Origin of the sequence: Microbacterium salsuginis, assembly GCF_012524205.1 — a bacterium.
GTDB lineage: Bacteria > Actinomycetota > Actinomycetes > Actinomycetales > Microbacteriaceae > Microbacterium > Microbacterium salsuginis.
In genome coordinates this window covers 215,970-241,199 of the sequence record NZ_JABACI010000003.1, presented here as the reverse complement: position 1 = coordinate 241,199, position 25,230 = coordinate 215,970, and the positions used below count along the sequence as shown (strand labels likewise).

Below are 25,230 nucleotides of genomic sequence, written 5' to 3'. Positions count from 1 at the left end.
ACGGAGAGGTTGAGACACCACGCGGGGGACGGTTTCTGAACCTCCGTGTGGTTTGTCAACCGCCGTGTGGTTTCTCGCACCAGGGCGATGACGGATGCCTCGGCGGGGGCGCGAGCCTCCGCCGAGCTCAGTAGATCGTCCGGCCGCGTTCGTCCGGGATGCCGGACTTGCGCCAGAAGTACGTGTTGATCTGATCGCGCCACTCGACGGCCGACCGTCGCTGTTCGGCGAGTCGGTCGCTCACGCGGGCGTGGAGCGCGGCATCCATCCGTCCCTCGAGTGCGGCCCACACGGCGGGGAGCTTCTCGACGGCCTCGACACCGGCGAAGTGCGTGTCGTAGATGTGCTGGACGACCGTCGATCCGCTGTGGAGGCGATGGGTGTACGGCACATGGTGGAAGAACAGCAGCAGCTCGTCGGGCACGGTCTCGAGCGACTCGTACGACTCGCGCCACGGCGACGGGTACTGTCCTGCGTAGCCCGTGCCCGTCGCGACCGTGCGGTCGACTCCGATGCCGTCGCGGTCGGCGAAGTGGTACGTGCCCCACGGCGAGTACTCGTAGCCGTCGACCGCGGGACCGTAGTGCCCCTGCGGCGACACCATGAAGCCGACGCCGAGCGGCGCGGTGTACGACTCGTACGTGCGCCACGATTCGTCGAGGATCGAATGGATGCCGTCGCGCACGCGTTCGTCCATGCCGAAGGTGAGCGCGATCCATTCGTCGAGGATCGCCGCGGGATCCAGTGACGGATCCCACGCGAGACGGCCGTAGGCGTACAGGTTCGCCTGGGCGAGCGGATGCCCGGTCCAGAACTCGTCGTCGCCCACGTTGGACACCGCGACGATCCCGCCGCGGACGATCTCGGCCAGTCGTGGCCCGTCGTCGCCGAACGGCCGGAAGTCGAGGATCTCGCGCCACTGCGGGGCGAGGTACACGGCGTGGAGCTGATGCCCGGTGTACTCCTGCGTGACCTGCAGCTCGAGCGCCACACGGGTGGCGCGCATCGCCGGGATCACGGGCGAGACCGGCTCCCGCGCCTGGAAGTCGAGCGGCCCGTACTTCACCTGCACGACGACGTTGTCGTCGAAATGGCCGTCGAGCGGGGCGAAGTGGTCGTAGGCGGCACGCGCGCGATCGGTCGAGCGATCGCGCCAGTCCTGCCGGTGGTTGTAGACGAACGCTCGCCAGTGCACCATGCCGCCGCGCGGCGCGAGCGCGCGGGCGAGCATGTTCGCGCCCTCCGCGTGGCTGCGGCCGTAGGCGAAGGGACCGGGCTGCCCTTCCGAATCGGCCTTGACGACGAAACCGCCGAAGTCCGGGATCGTGGCGTATACGCGATCAGCCGTCTCAGCCCACCACTCCTGCACCGCCTCGTCGAGAGGGTCGGAGGTGCCGAGGCCGCCGAGCGTCAGGGGCGCAGCGAAGCTCACCGACAGATGCGTGCGGATTCCCCAGCCCCGGAAGACGCCGGCCAACCGAGCGACTCCGGGCAGATCGTCGGTGAGCAACCGCGCCTCGCGCGCGTGGACGTTGACGTTGTTGATCGCGACCCGGTTGATCCCGATCGAGGCGAGCAGTCGCGCGTAACGCTCGACCCGGGTGAGGTCGTCGCGCAGCCGGCCGTCGTCGTAGAAGATCGACCCGCCCGCGTACCCGCGTTCGACCTGACCCATCACCGGATGCACGGCGACGTTGTCCCAGTGGTCGAGCATGCGCAGCTCGTGCGCGGGCTCGTGCCGGGTGGTTCCGAGGCCGCGGTGCGGCTGTGCCTGGACCGCCTCGCGCAGGAGCTGGAACCATCCGTAGAGCGCCCCGGATGCTCCGCCGTAGCGGACGACCGTGCGGTCGGTTCCTCGCGTCAGGGCGAAGGACTCCGGTCCGAGTGCGTCGGCCGCGTCGGCCGGCTCGACGACGACGTCGGCGCCGTCAGCCCCGGCGACATCGACAAGCCGCAGGCCGAGGGCCGCGGCATCCCGTCGCACCGTCTCGAAGAGGTCGCCCTCGCCGGTGATCGCGATCGAACGGCCACGGAGGCCCGCGCCCTCGCGGTCGGCGAGGTCGTCGGGGAGCCACATCGGGTGCACGGTCATGTCTTCTCCTTCGGGGATGCCGTCCGCCGGCATCTCTCACCAGTCATGGACGGTTCCATCGGCGAGCCGCGCCGTCGGCAGGTACGCGGGCTCATAGGGGAATCGCTCGGCCGCGACGTCGTCGTAGTCGACGCCGAGTCCCGGCTGATCGCCGGGATGCAGCATCGCGTCGGCGAAGGAGTACGAGGTGCGGAACACCTCGCCGGCGAGCGGCTGGTGCTCCATGTACTCCTGGATGCCGAAGTTGTGGATCGCGAGGTCGAGGTGGAGTGCGGCGGCCATGCCGACGGGCGAGATGTCGGTCGGGCCGTGGCTGCCGGAGCGGATGTCGTAGAGCGCGGCGAAGTCGAAGATGCGGCGCAGGCCCGTGATGCCGCCGGCGTGGGTGACCGACGCGCGGACGAAATCGATGAGCTGCTCCTGGATCAGCGTCCGGAAGTCCCACACCGAGTTCAGCACCTCGCCGATCGCGAGCGGTGTGGTGGTGTGCCGGCGGACGAGTCGCAGCGACTCCTGGTTCTCGACCGGCGTGCAGTCCTCGAGCCAGAAGAGGTCGTACGGCTCGAGATCGCGCCCCAGCCGCGCCGCCTGGATCGGCGTCAGCCGGTGGTGCGCGTCGTGCAGGAGCAGCACCTCGGGCCCGAACTCGGCGCGCGCCCACTCGAAGACGCCGGGCAGATGCCGCATGTATCGCGCGGAGTCCCAGCCCTCCTCGACCGCGAGCCCGGCCCGCTTCGCCGGCTCGTACGCATAGCGCCCCGCGACCGCCGCGGCCACGCCGTACATCGCGCCCATCCCGGGAACCGCGACCTGCAGCCGGATGGCTCGGTGGCCCTCCTCGAGCCGGGCACGGACGGAGTCGCCGAGCGACGCGAGGTCGCTGCCCGACGCGTGCGCATAGACCAGGGCGCCGCTGCGCGAGGCGCCGCCGAGCAGCTGGTAGAGCGGTACACCGGCGAGCCTGGCCTTGATGTCCCACAGGGCCATGTCGACGGCCGCGATGGCCGACATCGTGACGGGCCCGCGCCGCCAGTACGCCGAGCGGTAGAGCAGCTGCCAGGTGTCTTCGATGCGGTGCGCGTCGCGGCCGACGAGGAGCGGGGCGACGTGGTCGCGCAGGTACGACGCCACCGCCAGCTCACGACCGTTGAGCGTCGCGTCGCCGAGCCCGACGACGCCGTCCTCTGTCGTGATGCGCACCGTGACGAAGTTGCGCGACGGGCTCGAGACCAGCACCTCGGCCGACCGGATGCTCGTGGCGGTGGTGGTGAGCGCGGTCATGCGGCGGCACCGGCAGGCGCCGGGTAGCTGTCGCGCGCGAGCCGGTAGGCGAGGTCCGCCGCGGTGTCGAGCGCCTCATCCATCTCGAGCCGGTGTTCGGCCACGAGGCGCGCGAGGTATCCGGCATCCGCTCGCCTCGACAGATCGTGTCGCGCCGGAATCGAGCAGAACGCCCGGGTGTCGTCGACGAACCCGCTGGTGTTGCGGAAGCCGGCCGTGTCGGTCGTGGCCTCGCGGAACCGGCGCATCGCGTCGGGCGAGTCCAGGAACCACCACGGCGCCCCCAGGCGCAGTCCCGGGTACGCACCGGCCAGCGGGGCGAGTTCGCGGGAGTACACCGTCTCGTCGACCGTGAACACCACCATGCGGAAGTTGGGGTGATGTCCGAACGCCTCGAGAGCGGGGCGCAGCGCCCGGGTGAATTCCGTGGCGATCGGGATGTCGTAGCCGATGTCGTGCCCGTAGCGCGCTGCCGCCCCGCGGTCGTGATCGCGGACGACGCCCGGGTGCAGTTGCATCACGAGGCCGTCTTCGGCCGACATCTCGGCCATCTGGAACAGCATGTGAGCGGTGAACGCGGCCGCCGCGGCCGAGCCGATCTCGCCGCGCCGCGCGTCGTCGAACAGGCGCCTCGCGTTGGCGTCGGCGAGCGGGGTCGTATCGGGGCGCAGGTGGCCGTGGTCGGTCGCCCGCGCGCCGGCGCGGACGAAGGCTCGCCGGCGCTCGCGCAGCGCGTCGAGGAAGCCGTCGTAGTGGCCTGCGTCCACGCCGCTGGACTCACCGAGTGCCGGCAGCAGGGACGCCCAGTCGGCGCGCGCCGGCTCGAGCAAGGGATCGGGACGGAAGGTCGGGATGACGCGCCCGGCCCAGCCGTCGGCCGCGAGACGCGCATGGGCGTCGAGCGACGAGGTGGCGGGATCGGTCGTCGCGAGCACCTCGATGCCGAAGCGCTCGAACAGGGCGCGCGGCCGGTACTCGGGCTGCGCGAGACGCTCGGAGAGGTGGTCGAACAGCAGGTCGGCAGTCTCGGTCGACGGCGGCGCGGGCGCCTCGAACACGTCGATGAGCACATGTTCGAGCCAGAACCGCGTCGGCGTGGCGCGGAACGCCCCCCAGCCGGCGCAGAATCGCCGCCAGATCTCGCGTGGGTCGGCCTCGGCGCCCGGTCCGACGCCGAGGTCGGCGACCGTGTGCACGCCCGCGTCGCGGATGGGTCCCGGTGCCGTCGCCTGTGAGACCAGCATCCGCACCAGGTAGTGGTCGGGTGTCACGAGCAGGGCCGCAGGGTCGGGGAACTGTTCGTCGTCGGCGAGCATGGCCGCGTCCACGTGCCCGTGCATCGAGACGATCGGGAGATGCTGGGTGGTTCGCAGGATCTCGCGGGCCACATCGCGTACCCCCGGGTCGGAGGGGAGCGCGCGATCGGGGTGCAGCGCCCAGGTGCGCGGCACCTCGACCGCAGGGGGGACCGTCATCGGCGTGCTCCTTCGATGTAAACGTTCTTACTCCACTGTAAACGTTATTGTGGTTCCGGCGGTACGACATGTTTCCGTCGGTGTTCTTCCACATGATCTGCGGGAGAATGATCTCCTCCGAGCAGCAAGGTGGCGCACAGGTTGGTGACCGTACATGATGTCGCCGCTCGCTCCGGCGTGTCGATCGCGACCGTATCGCGCGCGCTGCGCGAGCCGCATCGCGTGTCGGAAGACACCCGCGATCGAGTCCTGGCCGCTGTCCGCGACTTGGGGTACCGGCCGAATCGGGCGGCGAGCAGCCTTCGCCGCGGCCGCACCGGCGTCATCGCCCTGGTCGTGCCCGACATCGTCAACCCGTACTTCTCCTCGCTCACCAAGGGGGCGCAGGGTCTATCCCGTGAGCGAGGCTACGGACTCGTCGTCGTCGACACCACCGAGCTCGCCGAGGTCGAGGCCGAAGAGATCGCCGCTCTGCGCTCGCAGATCGACGGCATCATCCTTGCGTCCTCACGGCTTCCCGACGATCGGCTCGCCGAGATCATGAGCACGACCACCTGCGTCCTGATCAACCGCGACCTCAGTGAGCTGGGGGTGACCGCACCCACGGTCACCATCGACGAGCGGTCGGGCGCTCGTACCGCGGTCGGCCACCTGTATGAACTCGGGCACCGCCGCATCGCGTACGTCGGCGGACCCGAGCGCTCGTGGTCGCAGGGTCGTCGTGCCCACGGCACCCGCGAGGCCGCGGCCGAGCTCGACGGCGTCACGCTGATCGACGTGGGATCCTTCGCGCCCGACGTCGACGGCGGCCGCGCGGCGGCGGCGGCCGCGCGCGACAGCGGCGCGACAGCCGTCATCGCCTACAACGACCTCGTCGCCCTCGGGCTTCTCGCGCGATGGTCCGAGACCGGCATCCGCGTCCCCGGCGACGTGAGTCTCATGGGCTTCGACAACACCTTCGTGGCGGAATTGTCGTCGCCGCGCCTCACGAGCGTCGGCGCCGATCTCACCGAGTGCGGCGAGCTCGCCGTCGAGCTCCTGCTCGAGCGGATCGATCATCACGAGCCGGCCGAGGCAGGGCTCCACCGCGTGGTCACGCCGCGCCTCGCTGTGCGGGACTCGACCGCACCCCCCGCCGACGCGGACCGGGGCTGACGGCGGTACCGCGGGGCCGGGTCCGCCCGGGCGCGGACTCCGAGCCGCGGGGCAGGAGGCGGGCAGCCGTCTGACCGCGCCGTCAGTTCGCCGCCACGGCTTGCTGTTCCGTGGTCCGCGCCGCCGCGACGGCGGCGTCGATGCGGGCCTGGACGCGGGCGGCGGAGCGCCGGCGCGCGAGCCGAAGCAGCAGGAAGCCGCCCACCAGCAGGATGATCAGAGCGAGCTGGACCCACGGGATCGTCCAGACCGTGAACGATGCCGAGGCGGCAGCGGGCGCGGTGATCTCGTCCTCGCCGACGACGAGCGGCGCGAGGTCCACCGATCCCGTGCCGAGGACGAGCGGCCAGGCGGGCACCGTCACCGTCGTGAGCATCTCCTGGCGGGGGAGTACTTCTCGCGAGGTCGTGGTGGCTTCGGCGGGCGCCAGTCCGAAGGGTCCGGTGAGTGAGACGGCTGAGTCGGCTCCGAGTCGCACGTTGCCGTCATTGGTGATCGAGAACGTCACCTCGACCGATCCCGGGGCGAAGGGGTTCCACGACGGGATCCAGGTGGCCGAGACCTCGTCGGGCTGGAGCGAGGCGACGACGTCGCCCGCGACCCGGAGGTGCGCGCGCACGCCCACTCGGCTCGTCAGGCGCACGGCGCCGCCGTCATCCTGCGTCAGCTCCGCGACGACCCCGGCCGGATGATCGCCGGGCAGCGCGTCCTCGGGAACGGTGATCGTGAGTGGAACGGTCGCAGAGCCTCCGGCCGGCAGCTCGAGCGCGAGGCCGCCGTCCCGTGGCGTCGCCCCCTCGACCGCGCCGATCGAGATCCACGAGCCCCCGTCGACGGGCATGGCGCCCGGCGGCAGCAGGTCGAAGTCGCCGGTGGGAGAGATGACGCCGTCGCTCGCGTACAGGGCGAAGACGGCGGGCTCGGCGCTGAAGTTCGTCACGGTGACGTGATCCTCGACGATCGAGCCGGGATCGATCACATGCCGCAGTGAGACCCGGCCGTCCGGCCCGTCCGCCGACGCGGGTTCGAGTGTCCACGTCGTGGCGCCGGCGGACGGGTCGGCCGTCTCCGCAGACACGGCGTACGCCGAGTCGCGAGTCGTTCCGGCAGCATCCGCGGCGACCGCGCCTGCGGGCGGAACCGCGAATGCGAGCGCAGCCGTGAGTGCGGCCGTGAAGAGAGTGGGGGACGGCATGATGCCTCCGGAGGAGGGAAGGTGGGGGATGGTGGGGCGTGACCGCGTGCGCGGCCACGCCCCACGGTCGACTCAGTCGACGGGGAAGAGCGAGACGGTGACGGTTCCCCGGTACGTTCCGGGCGTCGTGTCGACGGGGACCTCGAGGAAGAGGTCCGCCGACATGGCGGTCGAGCCGAAGCGCCCCTCGCTGCCGGCTGAAGCGAGCGAGGCCGGATCCGCGAGGCCCGGCCCGGCGCCGAGCGTGGTCGACACGCTCGCACCCGCGGTCACGCCCGGTCTCGCGTCGAGCACCTTCGGGGTCCAGCCCAAGTGCTCGGCGCCGAGGACGACGTCGCCGGCCGTGAAGTCACTGGACTGTCCGGAGACGGCCCACCCGCCGGCGCCCGCCTGATCGGCGTTGCGCGAATCGGTCACGCTCACCTCGGGCAGGCCGCCCTCGAAGCGCAACCGGTCGCCGGCGTTGGCGGCTTCGGCGAGGGTCACTCCCTCGCCGAAATCGGCGACGGTCATCGCGAGCGAACCCGGCTCGGTCGATTCGGGGACGGTGGCTTCGACCGGGATGCCTTCGCCGGACGGCGCATCGGGCTCGAGCACCAGGGTGACCAGCGAGCGCGCGGGCAGTTGCAGCGCGGTGACGCCGTCGGCGGTCGTGGCGATTCCGTCGACCGCCTCGAGGTGGTGCGTCTGGTCGTTGAGGTACGCGGTGGGCTGCCTGTCGAGGTCGATGTCGGTGCTGACGGCAGTCGTGCCGTTGTTCAGCAGCTGTACGACCCGCGTCCCGTCCGCGTTGTCGAACGCCGCGACCTTGACGTCCGCGAGGGCGTGGACGGCGTCGAAGCGAACCGATTCCGGGCGCACGAACCTGCTGAACGCCGCCATGCCCCACAACCGGGCACCCACGGTGTACGTGTCGTTCTCGACGTCCACGACCATGAGTGAGCCCGAGCCGCCTTGGCTGACGCCCAGCCACCAGAGGTAGCCCGTGGCGCCGCCGAGCGTGAGCGAGTCCATCATGTGATCGACCAGACGTATGCCGTCGGAGCCGGCGGCCGGAGCACCGTCCCAGTTCGCATTGAACTGCGTGAGGCCTGCGACCGAGGCCGCCCACTCCGACATCCACAGGGACTTGTCGGTCTCGAACGGGGTATCGGACCGGCTCGCGTACGAATGCGCGGTGAGGACGTCGATCCACTGGGCGGCTTCGGCGTCTTCGAGGATCGCGCTGTGGTAGTTCTTGCCCTGGTTCCAGCCGAACGACTCGCAGCACAGCACGTCGTAGCCCGCGGCATCCGCCACCGGCCCGAGCGTCTTGGTGAATTCCGCCGCCTGCGCGGGCGTGAGCCGCATGGACTCGTACGTCGAGGTGTAATCGGGCTCGTTCGCGAAGGCGATCCCGTCGATGTCGACGCCCTCCTGCTTGTAGAAGTCCGCCCACGCGACGAGATAATCGGCATATGCGTCGGTCCAGTCGCCGCTGGCGCACGTGGTCCCCGACAGGCCGCACAGCGTGCCGCCGTTGGCGGGGCTGTTGTTCGTCTTCATGTAGCCCGGCGCAGTCCAGGCGTTGCCGTAGATGTACTCGACCCCCGCGGCCTCGGCGGCCTGGGCGAACCACACCTGGCCGTTGTCATAGCCGTCCCACTGGTAGTTCGGCTCCGCTTCGGGGCCGCCGGGATCGGTCGGCTGGATGGAGAGCATCCAGTCGTACGGCGGGGTCGACTGACCGCCGATACCGAGGCGGAGGATCGACGGATCGACGCCGCTGTCGCCGAGCAGCAGCTCTGTGGCCTCGGCCTTCTTCTCGTCCGACAGCAGGTTCAGCCGGTGCGTGCGCTGAAAGGCCGCGGAGTAGCCGAAGCCGTCGATCGTCTGCTGCGTGTTCTCAGGCTGCAGATCGATTCCGGTGGTGGTGGCCGCGGCGGCCGGTGCGGCGGCGAAGCCGGCACCCACCAGACTCGCGGCCGCGAATAACGACAGTGTTCTTCTCACAGCTTCTCCCTCGAATCTGCTCGACCGATGTAAACGTTATCGCGGCCGATGTAAACGTTAACCTAGGGCTGAACCCACGTGAGCGTCAAGCGGTCGCACCGGGAGTAGCCGTAGCGACCGATGTGGTATAGGTTGTCTTCAGCAACAATTCCCCGCGAAGGAGCGCCATGCCCACCCCCACTCCCGCCGACAAGTTCTCGTTCGGCCTCTGGACCGTCGGCTACAACGGCACCGACCCGTTCGGCGGGCCGACCCGCAACGCTCTCGACGTCGTGCACGTCGTCGAGAAGCTCGCCGAGCTCGGCGCCTACGGACTCACGTTCCACGACGACGACCTGTTCGCGTTCGGCTCGAGCGACGCCGAGCGCCAGAACCAGATCGATCGCCTGAAGGGCGCGCTGGCCGACACCGGCCTGATCGTGCCGATGGTGACGACCAACCTCTTCTCCGCCCCCGTCTTCAAGGACGGCGGCTTCACCTCCAACGACCGTGACGTGCGCCGCTACGCGCTGCGCAAGGTCTTCCGCCAGCTCGACCTCGGCGCCGAGCTCGGCGCGAAGACCTTCGTCATGTGGGGTGGCCGCGAGGGTGCTGAGTACGACTCGGCCAAGGACATCCGTGCCGCGCTCGAGCGCTACCGCGAGGCCGTCAACCTGCTCGGCGACTACGTCACCGACAAGGGCTACGACATCCGCTTCGCCATCGAGCCCAAGCCGAACGAGCCCCGCGGCGACATCCTGCTGCCGACCCTGGGTCACGCGATCGCGTTCATCGACTCGCTCGAGCGTCCCGAGCTGGTCGGCCTGAACCCCGAGGTCGGACACGAGCAGATGGCGGGCCTCAACTTCGCCGCCGGCATCGCGCAGGCGCTGTACCACGGCAAGCTCTTCCACATCGATCTGAACGGCCAGCGCGGCATCAAGTACGACCAGGACCTCGTGTTCGGCCACGGCGACCTGCACAACGCGTTCGCGCTGGTCGACCTGCTCGAGAACGGCGGCCCCGGTGGCGTGCCCGCATACGAGGGCCCGCGTCACTTCGACTACAAGCCCTCGCGCACCGAGGACGAGAAGGGCGTGTGGGAGTCGGCGGCGGCGAACATGAGCACCTACCTGCTGCTCAAGGAGCGCGCCGCGGCCTTCCGCGCCGACCCCGAGGTCCAGGAGGCGCTCGCCGCCGCGAAGGTCGACGAGCTCTCGGTGCCCACGCTCAACCCGGGTGAGTCGTACGACGACTTCCTCGCCGACCGCTCCGCCTACGAGGACTTCGACGCGAACGCGTACCTCGGCGGCAAGGGCTTCGGCTTCGTGCGCCTGCAGCAGCTCGCGACCGAGCACCTGCTCGGCGCCCGCTGATACCCCCTCGCATCCACCTCCCCCGCGCCCTTCCCGGGCGGTGAGACTTCATCTGGCTGCTGAGACTCTGGGTGACCCCCACGGTCTCGGCAGTCAGGTGACGTCTCACGGGTGATGGTGGGTGGTGGGCCGAACGATAGGAGAGCACGTGAGCCTCGTGATGGGCGTCGACTCGTCGACGCAGTCGTGCAAGGTCGTCATCACGGATACGGCGTCCGGCACGGTCGTGCGCACCGGACGTGCGGCGCACCCCGACGGCACCTCGGTCGATCCCGAGGCGTGGTGGCAGGCGCTGCAGGCAGCGATCGTGGATGCCGGCGGACTCGACGCGGTCGAGGCGTGGGCCATCGGCGGGCAGCAGCACGGCATGGTCGTGCTCGACGCCGAGGGCCGGGTGATCCGCGACGCGCTGCTGTGGAACGACACGCGTTCCGCCCAGGCCGCCGCCGACCTCACCACCGAGTTCGGCGCCGAGGACCTCGCGCGGCGGACGGGACTCGTGCCCGTGGCATCCTTCACCATCACCAAGCTGCGCTGGCTGCGTGACCACGAGCCCGACAACGCGGCCCGGGTGGCCGCGGTCGCGCTGCCGCACGACTGGCTGACGTGGCGGCTGCGCGGGTTCGGTCCCGCCGGTGAGTCGCCGCGAGGGCCGGTGCTCGACGAGCTCGTGACGGACCGGTCGGATGCCTCGGGCACCGGCTACTGGGACCCCGCGACGGGCGGCTACGACCGCGAGCTGCTCGGCGCCGCGCTCGGCCATGACGCGGTGCTGCCGCGGGTGCTCGGACCCGAGGAGTGGGTGACGGATGCTGACGGCCGGCGAGTCGGCGGAGGTGCCGGCGACAACGCGGGCGCAGCCCTCGGGCTCGGTGCCGGGCCGGGGGACGTCGTCGTGTCGATCGGAACCTCGGGCACCGTGTTCGCCGTCAGTGAGGAACGGACCATCGACCCGACCGGTACGGTCGCAGGCTTCGCGGATTGCACCGGCCGGTTCCTGCCGCTCGTCGCGACCCTCAACGCCGCGCGGGTGCTCGACGCGATCGCGCGCGTGCTCGGCGTGGACCACGCCGAGCTGTCGCGTCTGGCGCTCGACACCGCTCCCGGCGCCGGCGGCCTGACGCTCGTGCCGTACTTCGAGGGCGAGCGCACCCCGAACCTGCCCGACGCGACCGCATCGCTCACGGGCATGACGCTGGCCTCGACGACCCGCGAGAACCTCGCGCGCGCCGCGGTCGAGGGCATGCTCTCCGGCCTGGCGGCCGGCCTCGAGGCCCTGCGCGGGCTCGGCGTGCCGCTCGAGCGCGCGCTCCTCATCGGCGGAGGCGCGCAGTCCGAGGCGGTGCGGCAGATCGCGCCGCTCGTTCTCGGGCTCGCCGTCAAGGTGCCCGAGCCGGGAGAGTACGTCGCGCTGGGCGCCGCCCGGCAGGCGGCATCCGTCCTCTCCGCCTGACGCGGCAGCGGCCACCCACGGCCGGCGCTCATGGGTCGAACCATGCAGACCGCGCCGCAAGATGCATGGATCAGCCGATGCCCGCCCGCGCCGTCGCGCCTACCGTCGGTGTCATGGACCTCCCCATGGTCGCGGGCGCGGCCTCCACGGTGCTGTTCGCGGCGGCGAACCTGCCGATGGTCGTCAAGGCCGTCCGCACGCGCGATCTCCGCTCGTACAGCGGGACTGCGTTGGTCGTGGGCAACATGGGGAACGTCGTGTACACGTTCTATGTCCTGAGCCTTCCATGGGGTCCGATCTGGGTACTCCACGGGTTCTACCTGGTGTCGATGGGCGTGATGCTGGGGCTCTTCACCGTGGTGCGCCGTCGGACGCGATCCGCCGGCTACACGGGTGACGGTCAGGGCACTGACGACCGCCGCCGATAGCCGATAGCATTCGCGCATGGCGGAGCTGACCGCCGTGCTGGATGGCGCCCGGGCGGCGTACCGGCGCGGCGACTGGGAAGCAGCCCGGAATGGATACGAGGCTGCCCGCGATGGAGCCCTCGCGACGGGCGAGGACCTGAGGAATCTCGCTGCGTGTCGTTGGTGGCTGGGCGATCAGCGGGCGTGCCTGGATGACCTCGATGCGGCCTTTCGCGCGCACCAGGACGCCGGCGCCCATGTCGCGGCTGCTGAGGTCGCGCTCGTCAGCGCACTGATCCGACTGACCCGCGGCGACGTGACCGTCGGCACCGCGTGGGCCCGCCGGGCCGGACGGATGATCGCCGATCTCCCAGACGCGCCGGCGCACGCCTACCTCACGTACCTCGTGACAAGCATGGATCTGGAGGGGACGGGTGAGCTGTGGGCTGCGCAGAGCGTGGTCCGCATGCGCGAGCTGGATTCGCTCCTGCGGTCTCCGGCCGTGTCGGCCCTGACGTCGGTCGTGGAAGGAATGCACGCAATCCGCGCCGGTCGCACCGCGGAGGGCTTCGCCTTCCTCGATGAGGCCATGCTGTGCGTGATCTCGGGCCGGCTGGAGGCCGCGTGGGCGGGGGATGTGCTCTGCACGACGATCCACGTCTGTCACGAGCTGGCCGACTTCCGGCGGATGGCGGATTGGACCCGCGCCACCGAGGACTGGTGTGCCTCACTGGGCGCCGACCTCTTCTTCGCGGGGGTGTGTCGCGTTCACCGGTTGGAACTGCAGTCCGCCGCCGGCGAGTGGGATGCCGCCGAAGAAGCCCTCCAGCGGGCATGCGACGATCTCGTCTCCGAGAACCCCTGGGTCGCGGGCGAAGGCTGGTACCAGCTCGGCGAGATCCGCAGACTGCGAGGCGACGGCACCGGTGCTCGTGCGGCCTACGGGCGGGCGCGCGAATCCGGGATCGACCCCGCGCCGGGCGAGGCGCTGCTGGAGCTGGCCGAAGGCCAACCGGAGCGTGCTCGCAGCCTGATCGCGGCATCTCTCGGCGAGCGGGATCGCATGGCGCGCGCACGGCTCCTTCGAGCCGGCATCGAGATCGCCCTCTCGCTGAAGCTGCTGGACGAGGCGCGGACGATGCTCGCCGAGCTCGAGTCAGCAGCGGTCGACTATGCGAGCGACGGCTTCATCGCGTGGGCCGATCACGCGAGGGGAATGGTGTCGCTCGGCGCGGGCGATCCCCGCGCGGCGATGCTCCCCCTTCGTCGAGCGCTGGACCGGTTCCGGCGGCTTGCTCAGCCCTGGGAGCAGGCGCAGGTCATGTGCTGGATCGCCTGTGCACACGACGCGCTGCACGAGCACACCGCCGCCGACCAGCTGCGCTCCGATGCGCAGGCCATCTTCTCGCGGCTGGGAGCGTTTCCGCTCCCGGTGCCGACAGTCCCGAGAGCGACCGACGCCGGTCCTCTCACCCCGCGGGAGCGGCAGATCGTTCAGCTGGCGGCCGCGGGTCGCAGCAACAGGCAGATCGCCGGCGAGCTCTACATCAGCGAGAAGACGGTCGGCCGACACCTGGCGAACGTCTACGTCAAGCTCGGCGTGGGGTCGCGCACCGCGGCGGCGGCGTGGTGGCACGAGTACCAGCACGGTGGCGGCATCCATTGACGGCGTCCCGCTCCTGCACCGAATCATGCAGATGCCGACCGCCGATCTGCGCCGTTCGACCGACGCGGCGGATCCCGCCTCGTCCGTAGCGTCGTAGCGCACCAGGACCCTCGACCAAGGAGACACGAGATGACCACCACCCTCACGCAGACGTCGGCGGATGCGACCGCGGCCTTCGCTGATCGCATGATGGCGGCGACGCTCGGCTGGATGGACGTCATGGCCATCCATCTGGGATCGCAGCTGGGCTGGTACGCCGCGCTGGAGGAGCGAAGCGGCTCGACGGCGGAAGAACTGGCCACGCGGACGAGGACCGATCCGCGCTACGCACGTGAATGGCTCGAGCAGCAGGCTGCCGGCGGGATCCTCGTGGTCGAGGATGAGCGGGCGGATGCCGCGTCCCGGCGTTTCTCGCTGGCGCCCGGCGTCGGCGAGGTGCTGCTGGATCGGACCAGCCTGTCGTACCTCGAGCCCCTGGCACGCATGGCCGCTGCGGCGGCCGAGCAGCTGCCCGCTCTGCTCCACGCCTACCGTGAGGGTGGAGGGGTCAGCTGGGAACAGCTCGGAATCCATGCTCGCGAGGCGCAGGCCGACATGAACCGCCCTTGGTTCGAGCAGCTGCCGCGGGTCTTCGGCGGAGTCGAGCGGATTCACACGGTTCTGCGGCGCCCCGGTGCGCGGATCGCCGACATCGGCGCCGGTGCGGGATGGTCGGCGATCTCGCTCGCGCAGAGCTATCCGCAGCTCCAAGTCGTCGGGTTCGATATCGACGAAGCGTCGGTGGAGGCCGCACGAGTGAACGCTGCTGAGGCCGGAGTGTCCGATCGGGTCGTCTTCCTGCTCGCCGACGCCGCGCTGCTGGCCGAGCACGGTCCCTTCGACGGCGTCTTCGCTTTCGAATGCCTCCACGACATGCCGCATCCGGTCGAGGTGCTGGCCGCCGCGAAGGCGGCTGTCGCCGAGGGCGGCGTCGTGGTCGTCATGGACGAGGCCGCAGCCGATCGATTCGCACCGGACGCGTCGGACCTCGAGCGGCTGCTCTACGGGTTCAGCCTCTTCGTGTGCCTGCCGGACGGGATGTCGCATCGGCCGAGCGCGGCGACAGGGACAGTGATGCGTCCCGACACTCTGCGCGAGTATGCACGCGCGGCGGGATGGACCGATATCGACATCCTGGTGCCGGAGTTCGGGTTGTGGAGGTTCTACGAGATCGTGTGACGGGCGGCGAGACGCGCAAGAATGGGCGGATGCCGCAGGCCGACGCGACGGAGCAGCTCGACGAGATCGCCGCTGAGCTGTACGCCCTGCCTCCCGACGAGTTCACGAAGACCCGCAATGCGCGGGCCGGCATGGCCGGGGGAGTCGTCGCGCGTGAGGTGAAGGCGCTGCGCAAGCCCACCGTCGCGGCCTGGGCGGTCAACCTGCTCGCCCGCCAAGGCCAGCTCGGCGAGGCGCTGGAACTCTCTGCCGCGCTGCGCGAGGCGCAGGACGACCTCGACGCCGCCGAGATGTCGCGGCTCGGCCGCCAGCGCCGGCAGCTGGTCGCGGCCCTCGCGAAAGAGGCCGTGGAGCTGGCGAAGGATGCCGGGGTCACCGTGAGCGCGGCCGCGCGCGAGGATGTCGAGAAGACGATCAACGCGGCGGTGATGGATGCCGCAGCAGCCGCCGCCGTCATGACCGGCCGCCTCGTCAAGCCGCTCGAAGCCGGCGACATCGAACCCGAGGCGCTCGCCGACGCGGTCGGCGGTTCACTCCCCGGAGCCCCGGCACCCGTGGCGCGCGACGACCTCGCCGAACGCCGTGCGCGCAAGGCCGCCGAGAAGGCGGCCCGCGAGGCCGAGCGCCTCGCGAACGAGACCGAGCGCGTGCTCGCGCGCATCGACGACCGCCGTGCCAAGGCCCAGGAACGGGTCGACCACGTCCGCGAGCGCATCGACGACCTGCGCCGCGACCTCGCCCGGCTCGAAGAGGACGAGGCCGCCGCCACGGCCAAGCTCGAAGCCATCGAGGGGGAGCGGGCCGAAGCAGCGAGCAAGGCGCGCGAAGCCGCGAAGGAAGCCCAGCGGGCCCAGCGCGCCCTCGACGACGCGTGACGCGCGCCTGACTCCGTCCGGCCCTGCGCCACGGCATCCGGTTCTCACAGGACTCTCGTAGCCGCCCTCCCTAGCGTGGGGGCATGCCGAACCCCGCGCCCCTGGTGCCTGTGACGACATCCGCCGACGACACCGAGATCACCGTCTCGGCCGCAGAGCTGCGAGAGATGCGGGATGGGCTGCAGCGGTTCCTGATGGAGTACCGGTTCGGGCTGCAGGAGGTCGAGACGAAGATCGGGATCCTGCGCGACGAATTCCTGCTCACTCACGACTACAACCCGATCGAGCATGTATCGAGCCGCGTCAAGTCGCCGGACAGCCTGGTCGAGAAGGTGCAGCGCAAGGGCATCGAGGGCGACTTCGCGACGATCCGCCGCCATGTCACCGACATCGCCGGCGTGCGCATCACCTGCAGCTTCGTCGCCGACGTGTACCGGCTGTTCGACCTGCTGACGGCCCAGGACGACGTGCGCCTCATCCAGGTGAAGGACTACATCGCCGAGCCGAAGGCGAACGGCTACAAGAGCCTGCACGCGATCATCGAGGTGCCGGTGTTCCTGTCGACCGGCCGCATCGAGGTGCCCGTCGAGGTGCAGTTCCGCACGATCGCGATGGATTTCTGGGCGAGCCTCGAGCACAAGATCTACTACAAGTACGACACTCTCGTGCCCGACGAGCTGCTCGCCAGCCTCAAGGACGCGGCCGACACCGCCGCCGAGCTCGACGAGCGCATGGAGCGCCTGCACCGGGCGATCCGCGGCGGCGGCGGACCGGGCAGCTCCGGCGGGAGGGTGATTCCCGCTCGCGAGCTCGAGGTGGCGACGCCGGTGGATCCGCCGACGGTCCCCACGACCCCGCGCTTCGCCGCCGACGCCTTGGGCGGAGACTCCGGCCGCGTGGGCCCCGCCGCAGACCCGCCGAGCGCCCGTCCGGTGTAGCGCCTCCTGCTCTCAGGTGCCCAGCACGATGATGGCGTCGTCGACGTACTCGTCGATGTCGCGAGGACCGAACACCGCGGTGTTCGACACGTAGCCCTGTGCGAGGGCGGCGATCGTCCGCGACAGGCGTCCCGCGAGCGCGTCCGCCTCGGCATCTGACTCCGTGCGCGTGCGTGCCCACGGCGTGATCGCCGTCGTGAGGGAGGTGCGCAGGCGGCCGGCGGTGTTGAGCATCTCTGTGTGGAGGTCCGGCTCGACCATCGCCTCGCCCCAGAACTGCACGACCAGTGATGGCGGCAGTCCGGTGTGACGGAAGACCGAGAGCATGCCGCGCAGCACCTCTGACGGCGCGAGGATCCGGCCCCGCGCCGCGGTCGACTCGAGTGCATCGAGACGCGGGATGAGAAAGCGGCCGACGATGTAGCGCGCGAGCTCCGCCTTGTTCGAGAAGTGCGAGTAGATCGCGCCCGTCGACAGCCCCGACTCCTCGACGATGTCGGCGATCGACGTGTCGCGCACGCCCTTGCGCTCGAGACAGCGCAGCGCCGCGCGGGCGATCTCGTCGCGGCGGGCTTCGCGGTAGGCCTCTGTCACCTTCGGCATGGAAACAGAATACCGATTCTGTTATTGTCACAAACAGAACCATCATTCTCTTTTAGGAGTCGCCATGAACGCCACCCAGGAAGACACCGGGCTGCGCCCCACGCGCTGGAGGATCGCCGCGCTGCTCGGTGTCGCAGGATCCCTCATCGTCGCCGTCATCGTCATGGCCTTCGTCTGGCCGGCGGCGACCTCGCAGGCGCAGAACCTCCCGGTCGGGATCTCGGGTCCGGCCGAGGCGGTCACGGCCGTCGAGAACGTGCTGGCCGAGCAGGATCCCGCCCCCTTCGTCCTGCACGAGGTCGACTCGCGCGACGACGCCGCGACCCGGATCGAGTCGCGCGAGCTGTACGGGGCGATCCTCCTCGGCGACGAGCCCGAGGTGCTGGTCGCGACCGCCGCGAGTCCGGTGGCCGCGCAGGCGCTGCGCGGGGTCGCAGGACAGCTGCAGGCGCAGATCGACGACCGCGCGAAGTCCACCCTCACCGAGCAGCTCACCGCCCTCGTCGGCGCGCTCCAGGCGGGTCAGCGTCCGCAGCTCCCCGAAGGCGGGCCGGCTGGCCAGCCCGAGATCCCGGTGGTGACGGTGACCGACCTGGTGCCGCTGACAGAGGGCGATGCGACCGGCGCCGGGCTCGCAGCATCCGTCTTCCCTCTCGTCCTGGGCGGGATGCTCGGCGGAATCCTGCTTACGCTGCTGGTGCAGGGAGTGGTCCGGCGGCTGGTCGGCCTGCTCATCTTCGGGATCGCGGCCGGTGCGCTCATCACGCTCGTGATGCAGACCTGGTTCGGACTGCTTCCCGGAGACTGGCTGCTCAACGCCGCCGTCATCGGTCTCGGAGTCACGGCGACGTCGGCGCTCATCGTCGGGCTGGCTGCCCTGATGGGTCCGGCCGGGATCGGGGTGGGGGCGGTCATCACGATGTTCATCGCGAACCCGATCGCCGCCGCGGCGACGCCGCCGCAGTTCCTTCTGGAACCGTGGGGCGCGATCGGCCAGTTCTTCGTGCCAGGGGCCTCCGCGACGCTGTTGCGGTCGGTGACCTACTTCCCGGATGCGTCGACGGCGGTGGCCTGGCTGACACTGCTCGCCTGGCTCATCGGCGGCGTGGTGCTCGCCCTCATCGGCCACCACCGCACTCGTGCCGAGCTGACCCCGCCCGAGGAGCAGCTCGAGGCGGCGCGCGAGGTGCAACCCGTCGCGTGAGCCGCGCCGGCGCGTCGGTAGTCTTCTCCCGTGGACGACCTCGAGCCGACGCTGCTGGTGATACCTCTCCTCGCGGTGCTCGCGCCGCTGCTCGCACGAGGTCTCGGGCGGTGGGTGCGCGTGCCCGTGGTCGTCTTCGAGCTCGTGCTGGGCATCCTGGTCGGTCCGGCGGTGCTCGGCTGGGCCGTGCCGAGCGAGTTCGTCGACACCCTGTCGGAGTTCGGACTCGCGATGCTCTTCTTCGTCGCAGGCACCGAGATCGAGTTCGGGGCGTTCCGGGGCAGGCTCGGTCGCCGGGCGTCGCTGGGATGGCTGATCAGCCTCGCCGCGGGCGTGGCGGCGGGCTTCCTCCTGGCCCCGGGCGAGGCGGCCATCGTGATCGGGGTGGCGCTGTGCTCGACGGCGCTCGGCACGCTGCTGCCGATGCTGCGGGATGCCGGAGAGATGCGCACGCCGTTCGGTCAGGCGGTCGCGGCACTGGGCGCCGTCGGCGAGTTCGGACCGCTGATCGCGATCTCCATCTTCCTCGGAGGCCGCGAGCCCGGGCTGTCGACGGTCATCCTCGGCGTCTTCGCCGCAGTGGCCGCGCTGGCGATCTGGCTGGCCTTCCGGCTGCCGCGGGGCGCGATGCACGCGTTCGTCAACTCGACCCTGCACACGTCCGGCCAGTTCGCGATCCGCGTCGTGTTCCTGATCCTCGCGGCCCTGGTGGCCCTGAGCATCGTGCTCGACCTGGACCTGCTGCTCGGGGCGTTCACCGCCGGGATCATCTGGCGTCTGATCATGCGCGACGCGTCGGAGCACGACCGCGAAGCCGTCGAGAGCAAGATCGAGGGCGTCGCGTTCGGCTTCCTGGTGCCGGTGTTCTTCATCTACACGGGCGTCACGTTCGATCTTCAGGCGCTCCTCGACGACCCGGTGCTCTTCCTGCTCCTCCCGGTCGGTCTGGTCGCGCTGTTCGTCATCCGCGGGCTGCCGTCGATGCTGTCGGCGCCGGAGGGGTCCACGCGTCGTGACCGTCTGTCGATCGCGCTGATGGGCGCGACCGGCCTGCCGATCATCGTCGCCGTCACCGCGATCGGCGTCGAGGAAGGCATCCTCACGTCGTGGCAGCACGCGGTGCTGGTGGCCACGGGCATGCTGTCGGTGCTGCTCTTCCCGCTGCTGGGCATGACACTGCGGGGCGAGCGGGTACGCGGCGGCGCTCTCCAGGACGACATGGCGTGAGCACGACCTCGTTCCTCGACGCGGCGCGCGCCCGGCTCGGCGGCGCGCCGCGCGAGGCGCTGGGCGAGCTGATCGAACCGCGCCGCGTGCTCGGCTTCGCACGCGCCGCGCGCATCGTCCGCCGGGGATCGGCGTGGCATCTGGGCGTGCTTCTGCTCACCGACGACGCGGTGCTCGCGACCGGCGACGTCGTCCGCGCGCGCCAGGAGGCCCGCCGCGGATACACCGCCGAGTCGCAGCGGCAGCGCGCGGCGCTGGCGGCCGCCGCCCGGCGGGGCGGGTTCGACGAGGGCGAGACCGTGCACATCGGATGGCGGATGCTGGACCCCACGGCTGTCGACAGGGCCGAGGCAAGCGGCCCCCTGGCGCTCGTCGGCGGCGTCCCGAGCGTACGCTGGAGCGCCGCCGGCGGATACATGCCCCTCGCGGCGTATCTGGACGAGCGGGTGGCGCTGCTGCTCGCGCCGCCGGCCGGCTCGTGAATCCGCGCGGGTAGGGGCCGCGCGCCTCGCTGTCAACGGGGTGTCACCGGTGCGCGCCTCGCCCTAGCGTGAGGGGATGCCAGCCACCAGGGATCTCGTCCGTCAGATCGCGGTGATCAGCGCCTTCTGCTTCATGATCATCGCTGCGATGGTGGGCACCGGTCTGTTCGGCGGCACGCCCGTGCAGGACCTTCAGGAGGGGGCGCTCGACGCCGACGGCTCCTATCTGGCTCCGGCGCGCCCGGCCTTCTCGATCTGGACGGTCATCTACGTCGGCCTGTTCGCCTACACGGTGTGGCAGGCGTTCCCCGCCCAGCGTGGGCGGGACCGGCAGCGCGCGCTCGGCTGGCTGATCGCGGGCACGATGGTGCTGAACGGACTGTGGCTGGTCACCGCCCAGTTCGCGACGCTTCCGCTCACCGTGCTGGCGATCATCGTGCTGCTCGTGCTGCTGGGCGTGACGTTCCGCCGCGCGGTCGTGCTCCCTGGCCGAGGGATCGTCGACGCGATGCTGATCGACGGAGTGACAGGCCTGCACCTCGGCTGGGTGGCGCTGGCCACGGTCGCGAACACCGCCGCGTGGCTCACTCGTGTCGTCCCGGAGTCGTGGGGCGAAGCCGCAACGACGTGGGGCATCGCGGTGCTCATCGTGGTGGCGCTCATCGGTGTCGCGATCGCGTGGGCGAGCGGCTGGCGCATCGCTCCCGGACTCGCGATGGCGTGGGGACTGACGTGGGTCGGCGTCGGGCGGCTCGCATTCGAGCCGGCGAACGCCGCGATCGGCATCACCGCGTTCGTCGCGGCGGGCGTCGTGCTGCTGGTGCCGCTCGTCGGCATGGTGCTGCGGTGGTCGGATGAGGTGCGCAACGCCGAGTGAGGCATCCGCCCCACTGCCGCGACACTCAGTCCGCGGTCGGCCGGAAGCGGCCCGCGAATGCGCGCAGCAGACGGGCGGGCTCGGTCACGGATGCGGCGAGCACCCGGGCGGCGATCGCGTCGTAGGCGCTGGACTCGAAGTAGCCGTCGTCGCGGTAGACCGCCATGCGCTCGGTGAACGCCTGCGTGGTCGGCTCGGGGTGGAACTGGGTCGCGTACAGCCGGTCGCCCACGACATACGCCTGCACCGGGCACGCCTCGTTCGTCGCGAGCTGCACGGCGCCGGACGGCAGGGCCTCGGTGCCTTCCTTGTGGGCGGTGAGCGCCGTGAAGCGGTTCGCGATGCCACCGAAGACGGGATCGGACGCCGCCGCCTCCGTCAGCTCGATCGCGACGGGACCGGTGTCTTCGGGAAACGCGCGGCTGACGCGGCCGCCGAGCAGCCGCGTCACGACGCCGATGCCGTAGCAGGTGAACATCGCCGCCGGTCCATCGCCCTCGGCGGCACGGGCGGCGATCCGCTCGAGGTCGGCCTCGAGCCGCCGTTGCGCGTCGGTCTTGGTGGACTCGGGATCCGCGACGTTGAACGGACTGCCGCCGATCACGAAGCCGCTGAAGCGATCGAACACATCCGGCGGCAGCGGGTCGTGGACCAGGTCATGTCGTGCAAGTTCGCCCTCGTCGACCCGCATCGCCGACCGGAACGACTCGTATTCGGCGGCCGCCGCGCCTTGCTGCGGCCGCACGCAGACATAGAGCAGCGGCGCGGTCGTCATCCCGGAATTCTACGTCCACGCGGGGCTGACTTCCGGGTCGGATGACGGATGCCGCGGCGACATGTATCAGGCGCGCTCTACCGCTCTCTGTCAGGTGTGGACACAATGGGCGCTATGACGCATGCGAGCGCCGAGGCCGGGCCGCCGCTGCCGGACGACCCGGAGGACGCGTCGGCGGCACGCGAGGAGGCGGCGGAGACCGTCGACCCTGCCGAGTTGCCGCGGTGGGAGCGGGCCACCGCGCTGTTCCTGCGGTGGCGAGAGGGTGACGGTCGCGCGATGGACGAACTCGTGCGGCTCATGACGCCGACGCTGTGGCACGTCGTGCGCGCGTATGGGCTCGACCATGCCCTCGCGCAGGACGTCGTGCAGACGACGTGGCTCACGCTGGTGCGCCGGCATTCGAGCGTCAACGACGCCCGGGCGATCTCGGGGTGGCTCACGATGTGCGCGCGTCGCGAGGCCTGGCGCGTCAGCCGGCAGCAGCGGCGGGCCGATCCGACGGAGGTCGAGTCGCTCGAGCCCCGTCTGCCCGTCCATGAATCCGCCGAGCAGACGGCGGTCGCGGATGACGAGACCCGTCGCCTGTGGGTCGCCGTCGCCACGCTCAACGAACGATGCCAGCGCCTGCTGCGGATCGTCGCGTTCGATGACCGCCCCGACTACGCACGCATCGCGCAGGACCTCGCGATGCCGGTCGGATCGATCGGGCCGACACGCCAGCGCTGTCTCGCGAAGCTCCGCGCCGTCCTCGAAGGCGCGGGGGAGGAGAGGTGACGATGGAGACCGACCAGAACGCGGACTTCGCCGCCGACGCGGCGCTCTTCGCGCGCATGCGGCGGATGTGGGAGGAGGTCGACCCGGCGCCCGCCGACCTCGTCGATCGCATGGTCGCCGCCGTCGCGGTCGAGGACCTCTCGCGTGAGTATGCGCTGCTCACGCTGGTCGAAGCATCCCTCGCCGCCGTCCGTGGTGAGAGCGACAGCGCGACGCTGCAGTTCAGTGACGGCGAGACCAGCGTGCTGCTGCACGTGACGGTCACCGAGGACGGTGGCCGCCGTGTCGACGGGTGGGTCGATGCCTCGGCCCTCGCCATCCGCCTCGTGCAGGGCGAGCGCGAATGGCCGGCAGATCCGGGCGAGCACGGCCGCTTCGCCTTCGACGAGGTCACGCCCGGAATGGCGCGGCTCCGCCTCGTGGTGCGCGCCGCCGACGGCGCCCTGCGCGACTTCCAGACCCCGCAGTTCGAAGTGTAGGAATCCGGATGCCGCGGCCTGGGGGCCGGGGTCCAAGATGACCAGGAGGTACGTGGAGTATGGCTGAGCCCGGTGAGAAGTCAGGCTGGCGCAACCGGATCGATGCGGCGAAGCCGCGAGGGGTCCCTCTAGACCCCGCGAGTGAACCGGTAGAGGGCGTGGACGCGTACCCCACCGCCTACGCCCTGGATCACCTTCTCGTCAGCGACGGCACCGAGCTTCCGAAGACTCTCGAGGCGCTCCGCATGGCCGGGGCCGACTTCGGATGGGGAGTCCGGGTCACGACCGTTCGCGGGGACGCTCTCTCCGACGAGGAGGCGGCCGAGCGCGCTGGCGAGGCGGAGCGGGAGTTCGGGCTCCCGATCGTCTTGATCGCACGAATCTTCCCGCAGCCGCGGGACGACCGCGATGATCAGCCGGTCCCGCCGATCGACGCGTGGCGGCTGCTCCAACGAGCCCGGGCGCGTGGCGAGGCAGACCTGTCGGCCGTCGGGCTGGATCACGTGATCACGGTGGACCCGTATGGCTCGACCAATCCCTACGGGTCGACGAATCCGTACGGGTCGACGAATCCCTACGGCTCGACGAACCCGTATGGTTCCACGAATCCGTACGGCTCGACGAACGCTCCGGGCCCGGGCGCATACGCGTACCCGGGGTCGGGAGGGCGAGAAGTCGTGTCCTACGTCGGCGACCCGCCTCGGCGCGACGACGCAGCAGTGAAGGGCCGACGACCCGTCGTGGCCTTCATGGACACCGGATGCGGCGAGCACCCATGGCTGCCCGACTCGATCGTCGATCGGCATCCCGAGCTCGACGGGGTACCGATCGGCATCTCATCCGCGGCGACCGACCCTGAATCCGTCGGCGACCTGGCGGGTCCGTATGACGGGTTCCTCGATGGTGCAGCGGGGCACGGCACGTTCGTGGCAGGGATCGTGCGGCAGGTCTGTCCCGACGCCGACCTCATCTCCATCCGCGTCGCCGACAGTCAGGGGTCGCTGCTCGAAGGCGAGTTCCTCGAAGCGGTGCGGGCGGTCGCCGTATTGGTCATCCGTTGGGCGAAGAACAAGGGAGGGCGCCCGATCGATGTCCTGAACCTCTCGCTCAGCTACTACCACGAGACGCCTGAAGACGGCCATTTCGATCTGACGCTTGCGAAGTATCTCGTTGCCGCCCGTCGGCACGGATGCGCGATCGTCTGCTCGGCCGGCAACGACGCGACCGATCGTCCGGCGTTCCCGGCAGCGCTGTGGGCATGGCCGGACGCGGAGTTCGAGGTCGAGGATCCGGCGGATGCGGCACCGCACGTATCGGTGGGTGCGCTGAATCCCAATGGCAAGTCGCTCGCGTTGTTCAGCAATGTCGGAGGCTGGGTCCGCGTCTATGCCCCAGGCGTTGCTGTGGTGAGCTCCGCTCCGCCGCTGAACGGTGGAATTCAGGCGGGAACGCGCAACGACCGGTTCGGGCTGCGGCGAGAGACGATCGATCCCGACGACTTCACCGGCGGATTCGTCGTCTGGAGCGGCACGTCGTTCGCCGCACCGTACATCGCCGGGACCGTCGCCGAGATCGTCGGGACGGACATGATGGATGGGCGGTCGAAGCCGACCGTGAAGGCTCGGGTGAAGGCGCTCCACGAGGCGGGGACTCACGTGCTGCGCGAGTGGAACGGACACCGGCGCGCGCCAGCCTGACCCCCGT

22 protein-coding genes are annotated in these 25,230 nt (G+C 70.6%); 15 read left to right on the top strand and 7 right to left on the bottom strand.

Annotated features, from left to right (window positions below; all coding sequences use genetic code 11):
- Positions 1-127 precede the first annotated feature (127 nt).
- The 3 genes from HF576_RS11540 to uxaC are packed head-to-tail and all read right to left on the bottom strand — an operon-like array spanning position 128 to position 4,848.
- On the bottom strand, positions 128-2,092 hold the full coding sequence (locus HF576_RS11540) for an alpha-glucuronidase (protein WP_205835180.1): 1,965 nt from the start codon (positions 2,090-2,092) through the stop codon (positions 128-130).
- Between the two features lie 36 nt (positions 2,093-2,128).
- Positions 2,129-3,373, bottom strand: a complete 1,245-nt coding sequence (gene manD / locus HF576_RS11535) for a D-mannonate dehydratase ManD (protein WP_168912968.1) — start codon at positions 3,371-3,373, stop codon at positions 2,129-2,131.
- Positions 3,370-4,848 (bottom strand): glucuronate isomerase, encoded by a 1,479-nt coding sequence (gene uxaC, locus HF576_RS11530; RefSeq protein WP_168912967.1) that lies wholly within the window; start codon positions 4,846-4,848, stop codon positions 3,370-3,372. Before uxaC ends, manD begins: the two co-directional genes overlap by 4 nt.
- Before the next feature lie 144 nt (positions 4,849-4,992).
- Between uxaC and HF576_RS11525 the strand changes: the two genes are divergently transcribed.
- The gene (locus tag HF576_RS11525; RefSeq protein ID WP_168912966.1) at positions 4,993-6,003 is read left to right on the top strand and encodes a substrate-binding domain-containing protein; all 1,011 of its coding nucleotides are present in this window, start codon (positions 4,993-4,995) and stop codon (positions 6,001-6,003) included.
- Positions 6,004-6,085: 82 nt separating this feature from the next.
- Here the strand turns inward: HF576_RS11525 and HF576_RS11520 are convergent, their stop codons facing one another.
- Positions 6,086-7,198 (bottom strand): COG1361 family protein, encoded by a 1,113-nt coding sequence (locus HF576_RS11520; protein WP_168912965.1) that lies wholly within the window; start codon positions 7,196-7,198, stop codon positions 6,086-6,088.
- Positions 7,199-7,270: 72 nt separating this feature from the next.
- Entirely contained in the window at positions 7,271-9,190 is a 1,920-nt protein-coding gene (locus tag HF576_RS11515) for a glycoside hydrolase (protein WP_168912964.1), read from the bottom strand.
- Positions 9,191-9,357: 167 nt separating this feature from the next.
- On the opposite strand from HF576_RS11515, the gene xylA reads away from it, so the two are divergent.
- The 7 genes from xylA to HF576_RS11480 all read left to right on the top strand — a co-directional run bounded on the left by xylA (position 9,358) and on the right by HF576_RS11480 (position 17,102).
- A complete protein-coding gene (xylA, locus tag HF576_RS11510; protein WP_168912963.1) occupies positions 9,358-10,545 on the top strand; it encodes a xylose isomerase in 1,188 nt (395 codons plus the stop codon).
- Between the two features lie 148 nt (positions 10,546-10,693).
- Positions 10,694-11,998, top strand: a complete 1,305-nt coding sequence (xylB, locus tag HF576_RS11505; RefSeq protein ID WP_168912962.1) for a xylulokinase — start codon at positions 10,694-10,696, stop codon at positions 11,996-11,998.
- A 113-nt stretch (positions 11,999-12,111) separates the two neighbouring features.
- On the top strand, positions 12,112-12,426 hold the full coding sequence (locus HF576_RS11500) for a hypothetical protein (RefSeq protein WP_205835179.1): 315 nt from the start codon (positions 12,112-12,114) through the stop codon (positions 12,424-12,426).
- A 16-nt stretch (positions 12,427-12,442) separates the two neighbouring features.
- Positions 12,443-14,071 (top strand): LuxR C-terminal-related transcriptional regulator, encoded by a 1,629-nt coding sequence (locus HF576_RS20610; RefSeq protein WP_277348914.1) that lies wholly within the window; start codon positions 12,443-12,445, stop codon positions 14,069-14,071.
- A 129-nt stretch (positions 14,072-14,200) separates the two neighbouring features.
- Positions 14,201-15,289: a class I SAM-dependent methyltransferase gene (locus HF576_RS11490; RefSeq protein ID WP_168912961.1), complete on the top strand. Its 1,089-nt coding sequence runs from the start codon at positions 14,201-14,203 to the stop codon at positions 15,287-15,289.
- A gap of 29 nt (positions 15,290-15,318) precedes the next feature.
- Positions 15,319-16,164, top strand: coding sequence for a transposase (locus tag HF576_RS11485; protein WP_168912960.1), 846 nt, complete (start codon positions 15,319-15,321; stop codon positions 16,162-16,164).
- 83 nt (positions 16,165-16,247) lie between these two features.
- Positions 16,248-17,102 carry a GTP pyrophosphokinase gene (locus HF576_RS11480; protein ID WP_425522991.1) on the top strand — a complete coding sequence of 285 codons (855 nt, stop codon included), beginning with the start codon at positions 16,248-16,250 and terminating at the stop codon, positions 17,100-17,102.
- 12 nt (positions 17,103-17,114) lie between these two features.
- Here the strand turns inward: HF576_RS11480 and HF576_RS11475 are convergent, their stop codons facing one another.
- A complete protein-coding gene (locus tag HF576_RS11475; RefSeq protein WP_168912959.1) occupies positions 17,115-17,705 on the bottom strand; it encodes a TetR/AcrR family transcriptional regulator in 591 nt (196 codons plus the stop codon).
- A 64-nt stretch (positions 17,706-17,769) separates the two neighbouring features.
- Between HF576_RS11475 and HF576_RS11470 the strand changes: the two genes are divergently transcribed.
- The 4 genes from HF576_RS11470 to HF576_RS11455 all read left to right on the top strand — a co-directional run bounded on the left by HF576_RS11470 (position 17,770) and on the right by HF576_RS11455 (position 21,495).
- Positions 17,770-18,909 carry a hypothetical protein gene (locus HF576_RS11470; protein ID WP_168912958.1) on the top strand — a complete coding sequence of 380 codons (1,140 nt, stop codon included), beginning with the start codon at positions 17,770-17,772 and terminating at the stop codon, positions 18,907-18,909.
- 30 nt (positions 18,910-18,939) lie between these two features.
- A complete protein-coding gene (locus HF576_RS11465; protein ID WP_168912957.1) occupies positions 18,940-20,136 on the top strand; it encodes a cation:proton antiporter domain-containing protein in 1,197 nt (398 codons plus the stop codon).
- Complete coding sequence (locus tag HF576_RS11460) at positions 20,133-20,618, top strand: glutaminase (protein WP_168912956.1); 486 nt, start codon at positions 20,133-20,135, stop codon at positions 20,616-20,618. Before HF576_RS11465 ends, HF576_RS11460 begins: the two co-directional genes overlap by 4 nt.
- A gap of 76 nt (positions 20,619-20,694) precedes the next feature.
- Complete coding sequence (locus tag HF576_RS11455; protein WP_168912955.1) at positions 20,695-21,495, top strand: tryptophan-rich sensory protein; 801 nt, start codon at positions 20,695-20,697, stop codon at positions 21,493-21,495.
- Between the two features lie 25 nt (positions 21,496-21,520).
- On the opposite strand, the gene HF576_RS11450 is transcribed toward HF576_RS11455, so the two are convergent.
- Positions 21,521-22,270, bottom strand: coding sequence for a glutamine amidotransferase-related protein (locus HF576_RS11450; RefSeq protein ID WP_168912954.1), 750 nt, complete (start codon positions 22,268-22,270; stop codon positions 21,521-21,523).
- Positions 22,271-22,384: 114 nt separating this feature from the next.
- Here HF576_RS11450 and HF576_RS11445 point away from each other — a divergent pair, with 114 nt between their 5' ends.
- From HF576_RS11445 to HF576_RS11435, 3 genes are all read left to right on the top strand, one after another.
- Positions 22,385-23,047, top strand: coding sequence for an RNA polymerase sigma factor (locus tag HF576_RS11445; RefSeq protein ID WP_168912953.1), 663 nt, complete (start codon positions 22,385-22,387; stop codon positions 23,045-23,047).
- A gap of 2 nt (positions 23,048-23,049) precedes the next feature.
- A complete protein-coding gene (locus tag HF576_RS11440) occupies positions 23,050-23,526 on the top strand; it encodes a hypothetical protein (protein ID WP_168912952.1) in 477 nt (158 codons plus the stop codon).
- A gap of 158 nt (positions 23,527-23,684) precedes the next feature.
- Positions 23,685-25,223, top strand: coding sequence for a S8 family peptidase (locus HF576_RS11435; RefSeq protein ID WP_343234249.1), 1,539 nt, complete (start codon positions 23,685-23,687; stop codon positions 25,221-25,223).
- Positions 25,224-25,230 lie beyond the last annotated feature (7 nt).

Coding starts and splice junctions, on each gene's coding strand:
- HF576_RS20610 (WP_277348914.1), top strand. CDS start 12,443: ATGGCGGAGCTGACCGCCGTGCTGGATGGCGCCCGGGCGGCGTACCGG.
- xylA (WP_168912963.1), top strand. CDS start 9,358: ATGCCCACCCCCACTCCCGCCGACAAGTTCTCGTTCGGCCTCTGGACC.
- HF576_RS11445 (WP_168912953.1), top strand. CDS start 22,385: ATGACGCATGCGAGCGCCGAGGCCGGGCCGCCGCTGCCGGACGACCCG.
- HF576_RS11455 (WP_168912955.1), top strand. CDS start 20,695: ATGCCAGCCACCAGGGATCTCGTCCGTCAGATCGCGGTGATCAGCGCC.
- HF576_RS11440 (WP_168912952.1), top strand. CDS start 23,050: ATGGAGACCGACCAGAACGCGGACTTCGCCGCCGACGCGGCGCTCTTC.
- HF576_RS11540 (WP_205835180.1), bottom strand. CDS start 2,092: ATGACCGTGCACCCGATGTGGCTCCCCGACGACCTCGCCGACCGCGAG.
- HF576_RS11480 (WP_425522991.1), top strand. CDS start 16,248: ATGCCGAACCCCGCGCCCCTGGTGCCTGTGACGACATCCGCCGACGAC.
- manD (WP_168912968.1), bottom strand. CDS start 3,373: ATGACCGCGCTCACCACCACCGCCACGAGCATCCGGTCGGCCGAGGTG.
- HF576_RS11500 (WP_205835179.1), top strand. CDS start 12,112: ATGGACCTCCCCATGGTCGCGGGCGCGGCCTCCACGGTGCTGTTCGCG.
- uxaC (WP_168912967.1), bottom strand. CDS start 4,848: ATGACGGTCCCCCCTGCGGTCGAGGTGCCGCGCACCTGGGCGCTGCAC.
- HF576_RS11490 (WP_168912961.1), top strand. CDS start 14,201: ATGACCACCACCCTCACGCAGACGTCGGCGGATGCGACCGCGGCCTTC.
- HF576_RS11520 (WP_168912965.1), bottom strand. CDS start 7,198: ATGCCGTCCCCCACTCTCTTCACGGCCGCACTCACGGCTGCGCTCGCA.
- HF576_RS11475 (WP_168912959.1), bottom strand. CDS start 17,705: ATGCCGAAGGTGACAGAGGCCTACCGCGAAGCCCGCCGCGACGAGATC.
- HF576_RS11470 (WP_168912958.1), top strand. CDS start 17,770: ATGAACGCCACCCAGGAAGACACCGGGCTGCGCCCCACGCGCTGGAGG.
- HF576_RS11485 (WP_168912960.1), top strand. CDS start 15,319: ATGCCGCAGGCCGACGCGACGGAGCAGCTCGACGAGATCGCCGCTGAG.
- HF576_RS11450 (WP_168912954.1), bottom strand. CDS start 22,270: ATGACGACCGCGCCGCTGCTCTATGTCTGCGTGCGGCCGCAGCAAGGC.